Annotated in this window: 2 tRNA genes and 3 rRNA genes; all 5 read left to right on the top strand. The window is 47.2% G+C overall.

From position 1 onward, the window contains the following. Positions 1–159 precede the first annotated feature (159 nt). The 5 genes from DR871_RS16245 to rrf all read left to right on the top strand — a co-directional run bounded on the left by DR871_RS16245 (position 160) and on the right by rrf (position 5,310). Positions 160–1,673: ribosomal RNA gene (locus DR871_RS16245) — 16S ribosomal RNA — on the top strand. A 124-nt stretch (positions 1,674–1,797) separates the two neighbouring features. After that, positions 1,798–1,871: transfer RNA gene (locus tag DR871_RS16250), tRNA-Ile, on the top strand. A gap of 91 nt (positions 1,872–1,962) precedes the next feature. Continuing rightward, a tRNA-Ala gene (locus DR871_RS16255) sits at positions 1,963–2,036 on the top strand. A gap of 128 nt (positions 2,037–2,164) precedes the next feature. After that, positions 2,165–5,049 (top strand): 23S ribosomal RNA (locus DR871_RS16260). Positions 5,050–5,200: 151 nt separating this feature from the next. Beyond that, positions 5,201–5,310: ribosomal RNA gene (rrf, locus tag DR871_RS16265) — 5S ribosomal RNA — on the top strand. Together the 16S, 23S and 5S rRNA genes with 2 tRNA genes alongside form the textbook arrangement of a ribosomal RNA operon. Positions 5,311–5,316 lie beyond the last annotated feature (6 nt).

Raw genomic sequence — 5,316 nt, forward strand, 5'->3', positions numbered from 1 at the left:
AAAAACAAGATAAGAACACGTTCCTAGACATATTGAATTGACAGCCGTTTTAAGAGAGATCTTAAAGCAAAAGAATAAGAGTAATAGAATCGAGAGATTTGAAAAAACCACTAGAATTTAGTCGAATAACAATAGCTTGAGTAATCAAGCAAACAATATACGATGAAGAGTTTGATCCTGGCTCAGGATGAACGCTAGCGGCAGGCTTAACACATGCAAGTCGAGGGGTATAGTTCTTCGGAATTAGAGACCGGCGCACGGGTGCGTAACGCGTATGCAATCTACCTTTCACAGAGGGATAGCCCAGAGAAATTTGGATTAATACCTCATAGTATATCGAGTTGGCATCAACATGATATTAAAGTCACAACGGTGAAAGATGAGCATGCGTCCCATTAGCTAGTTGGTAAGGTAACGGCTTACCAAGGCAACGATGGGTAGGGGTCCTGAGAGGGAGATCCCCCACACTGGTACTGAGACACGGACCAGACTCCTACGGGAGGCAGCAGTGAGGAATATTGGACAATGGGCGCAAGCCTGATCCAGCCATGCCGCGTGCAGGATGACGGTCCTATGGATTGTAAACTGCTTTTATACGAGAAGAAACAACTCTACGTGTAGAGTCTTGACGGTATCGTAAGAATAAGGATCGGCTAACTCCGTGCCAGCAGCCGCGGTAATACGGAGGATCCAAGCGTTATCCGGAATCATTGGGTTTAAAGGGTCCGTAGGCGGTCAGATAAGTCAGTGGTGAAAGCCCATCGCTCAACGGTGGAACGGCCATTGATACTGTCTGACTTGAATTATTAGGAAGTAACTAGAATATGTAGTGTAGCGGTGAAATGCTTAGAGATTACATGGAATACCAATTGCGAAGGCAGGTTACTACTAATATATTGACGCTGATGGACGAAAGCGTGGGTAGCGAACAGGATTAGATACCCTGGTAGTCCACGCCGTAAACGATGGATACTAGCTGTTGGGAGCAATCTCAGTGGCTAAGCGAAAGTGATAAGTATCCCACCTGGGGAGTACGTTCGCAAGAATGAAACTCAAAGGAATTGACGGGGGCCCGCACAAGCGGTGGAGCATGTGGTTTAATTCGATGATACGCGAGGAACCTTACCAAGGCTTAAATGTAGATTGACCGGTTTGGAAACAGACTTTTCGCAAGACAATTTACAAGGTGCTGCATGGTTGTCGTCAGCTCGTGCCGTGAGGTGTCAGGTTAAGTCCTATAACGAGCGCAACCCCTGTTGTTAGTTGCCAGCGAGTCATGTCGGGAACTCTAACAAGACTGCCAGTGCAAACTGTGAGGAAGGTGGGGATGACGTCAAATCATCACGGCCCTTACGCCTTGGGCTACACACGTGCTACAATGGCCGGTACAGAGAGCAGCCACTGGGCGACCAGGAGCGAATCTATAAAACCGGTCACAGTTCGGATCGGAGTCTGCAACTCGACTCCGTGAAGCTGGAATCGCTAGTAATCGGATATCAGCCATGATCCGGTGAATACGTTCCCGGGCCTTGTACACACCGCCCGTCAAGCCATGGAAGCTGGGGGTGCCTGAAGTCGGTGACCGCAAGGAGCTGCCTAGGGTAAAACTGGTAACTAGGGCTAAGTCGTAACAAGGTAGCCGTACCGGAAGGTGCGGCTGGAACACCTCCTTTCTAGAGCCTTAGTGTTAGTAGCAATACACGCTAGGGAAAGAAGACGAAAGTTCAAGTTGGAAACAGATACCAACATTTTATTACTCTTGCTGTTAGTTCAAATAATACCATTTAAGAATAAGAGTGTCTCGTAGCTCAGCTGGTTAGAGTACTACACTGATAATGTAGGGGTCGACAGTTCGAGTCTGTCCGAGACAACTATTTATACTTAGAAGAAAAGAAGAAATTCTAGAGTTGAGGAGTTATGAAAATATTTCATAATTCATAATTCACAATTCATAATTAGATTGGGGGATTAGCTCAGCTGGCTAGAGCGCCTGCCTTGCACGCAGGAGGTCAACGGTTCGACTCCGTTATTCTCCACAGATCCGAAAGGATAAAAGTTCATTGACATATTGAGATAAGAAAATAATAAAAAGTAGAAAGCATTTTTTGCTTGTTTATCATTAGACAAGTAAAAGAAACGGTCTTAATTAATTTTAAGATTGGTACAATAAGCAAAATAAGGGCGTATGGGGGATGCCTTGGCTCTCAGAGGCGATGAAAGGCGTGATAAGCTGCGAAAAGCTACGGGGATTGGCACACACGATATGATCCGTAGATACCTGAATGGGGCAACCCACTATGTTGAAGACATAGTACACCGATAGGTGGGCAAACCCGCTGAACTGAAACATCTAAGTAGGCGGAGGAGAAGAAAACAAAAGTGATTCCGTAAGTAGTGGCGAGCGAACGCGGATTAGCCCAAACCAATGTTGTTACGGCAATATTGGGGTTGTAGGACCACGACATTTGTTGCGGATTGAATTAGAATCTACTGGAAAGTAGAGCCAAAGAAGGTGATAGCCCTGTATAAGTAAAAGAAGATAACGATAGTGGTATCCTGAGTAGGGCGGGACACGAGAAATCCTGTCTGAATTTGGCGGGACCATCCGCTAAGGCTAAATACTCCTGAGAGACCGATAGTGAACCAGTACCGTGAGGGAAAGGTGAAAAGAACCGTGAATAACGGAGTGAAATAGATCCTGAAACCATACGCTTACAAGCGGTCGGAGCCCTTTCGTGGGGTGACGGCGTGCCTTTTGCATAATGAGCCTACGAGTTAACGTTGCTGGCAAGGATAAGTGGTTAAGCCACGGATCCGTAGCGAAAGCGAGTCTGAATAGGGCGCTTTAGTCAGTAGTGTTAGACGCGAAACCGTGTGATCTACCCATGGGCAGGATGAAGCGCTGGTAACACAGTGTGGAGGTCCGAACCGGTTGACGTTGAAAAGTCTTCGGATGACCTGTGGGTAGGGGTGAAAGGCCAATCAAACTCGGAAATAGCTCGTACTCCCCGAAATGCATTTAGGTGCAGCGTTATGCGTAAAGTTATATAGAGGTAGAGCTACTGATTGGATGCGGGGGCTTCACCGCCTACCAATTCCTGACAAACTCCGAATGCTATATAATGTTTCATAACAGTGAGGGCTTGGGTGCTAAGGTCCAAGTCCGAGAGGGAAAGAACCCAGACCATCAGCTAAGGTCCCCAAATATATACTAAGTTGAAAGAACGAGGTTTGTCTGCATAGACAGCTAGGATGTTGGCTTGGAAGCAGCCATTCATTTAAAGAGTGCGTAACAGCTCACTAGTCGAGCGGACGAGCATGGATAATAATCGGGCATAAGTATATTACCGAAGCTATGGATTTAGAGTTTACTCTAAGTGGTAGGGGAGCATTCTAACAGGGTAGAAGGTGTGTCGTAAGGCATGCTGGACTGGTTAGAAAAGAAAATGTAGGCATAAGTAACGATAATGCGGGCGAGAAACCCGCACACCGAAAGACTAAGGTTTCCACAGCTATGCTAATCAGCTGTGGGTTAGTCGGGACCTAAGGCGAACCCGAAAGGGACAGTCGATGGACAACGGGTTAATATTCCCGTACTAGTTATTACTGTGATGGGGTGACGGAGTGATGAAAGCGCCGCGAACTGACGGAATAGTTCGTTGAAGTACCTACCTATAAGACCCGCAGGCAAATCCACGGGTTTTGGGGAAATACGATAGTACTCGGAGTCTTCGGACAAAGAGATAGTGCGCCTAAGGGCTTCCAAGAAAAACCTCTAAACTTCAGGTAATAAGTACCCGTACCGCAAACCGACACAGGTAGTCGAGGAGAGAATCCTAAGGTGCTCGAGAGATTCATGGCTAAGGAATTAGGCAAAATAGACCCGTAACTTCGGGAGAAGGGTCGCCAGCAGCAATGCTGGCCGCAGTGAAGAGGTCCAGGCGACTGTTTATCAAAAACACAGGGCTCTGCAAAATCGTAAGATGAAGTATAGGGCCTGACACCTGCCCGGTGCTGGAAGGTTAAGTGGAGATGTTATCTTCGGAGAAGCATTGAAATGAAGCCCCAGTAAACGGCGGCCGTAACTATAACGGTCCTAAGGTAGCGAAATTCCTTGTCGGGTAAGTTCCGACCTGCACGAATGGTGTAACGATCTGGACACTGTCTCAGCCATGAGCTCGGTGAAATTGTAGTAGCGGTGAAGATGCCGCTTACCCGCAGTGGGACGAAAAGACCCTGTGCACCTTTACTATAGCTTAGTATTGACCTTGGATAAATGATGTGTAGGATAGGTTGGAGACTGTGAAGTGGCGTCGCTAGGCGTTGTGGAGTCATTGTTGAAATACAACCCTTTGTTTATCTGAGGCCTAACCCCGCTTAAGCGGGGGACATTGCTTGGTGGGTAGTTTGACTGGGGTGGTCGCCTCCAAAAGAGTAACGGAGGCTTCTAAAGGTTCCCTCAGTACGCTTGGTAACCGTGCGTAGAGTGCAATGGCATAAGGGAGCTTGACTGAGAGACATACAGGTCGATCAGGTACGAAAGTAGAGCATAGTGATCCGGTGGTTCCGCATGGAAGGGCCATCGCTCAAAGGATAAAAGGTACGCCGGGGATAACAGGCTGATCTCCCCCAAGAGCTCATATCGACGGGGGGGTTTGGCACCTCGATGTCGGCTCGTCACATCCTGGGGCTGGAGAAGGTCCCAAGGGTTGGGCTGTTCGCCCATTAAAGTGGCACGCGAGCTGGGTTCAGAACGTCGTGAGACAGTTCGGTCTCTATCTACTGTGGGCGCAAGAAATTTGAGTGGATCTGATTCTAGTACGAGAGGACCGAATTGGACAAACCTCTAGTGTATCTGTTGTCACGCCAGTGGCATCGCAGAGTAGCTACGTTTGGAAGGGATAAGCGCTGAAAGCATATAAGCGCGAAACCCACCACAAGATGAGATTTCTTTTAAGGGTCGTGGGAGATGACCACGTTGATAGGCTATAGATGTAAAGGCAGTAATGTCATAGTCGAGTAGTACTAATAACCCGTAAGCTTATGTACGCTTTTCTCTCCCGATGCAAATCGGGAGAGAAGAAACTTTCTAATAAAAAAAATTTCTCTTTATCTCAGTATGTTAAGATATTATGTGATTGATGTTTATAATACAATGTAAACAACATTACAATAATTGCCCAAAGCAATTATAACCTCTTAAGGTGGTTATTGCGGCGGGGCTCACCTCTTCCCATCCCGAACAGAGTAGTTAAGCCCGCCTGCGCAGATGGTACTGCAGTTATGTGGGAGAGTATGTCGTCGCCTTTCTTTGAA

The organism is Flavobacterium petrolei (assembly GCF_003314435.2).
Lineage (GTDB): Bacteria > Bacteroidota > Bacteroidia > Flavobacteriales > Flavobacteriaceae > Flavobacterium > Flavobacterium petrolei.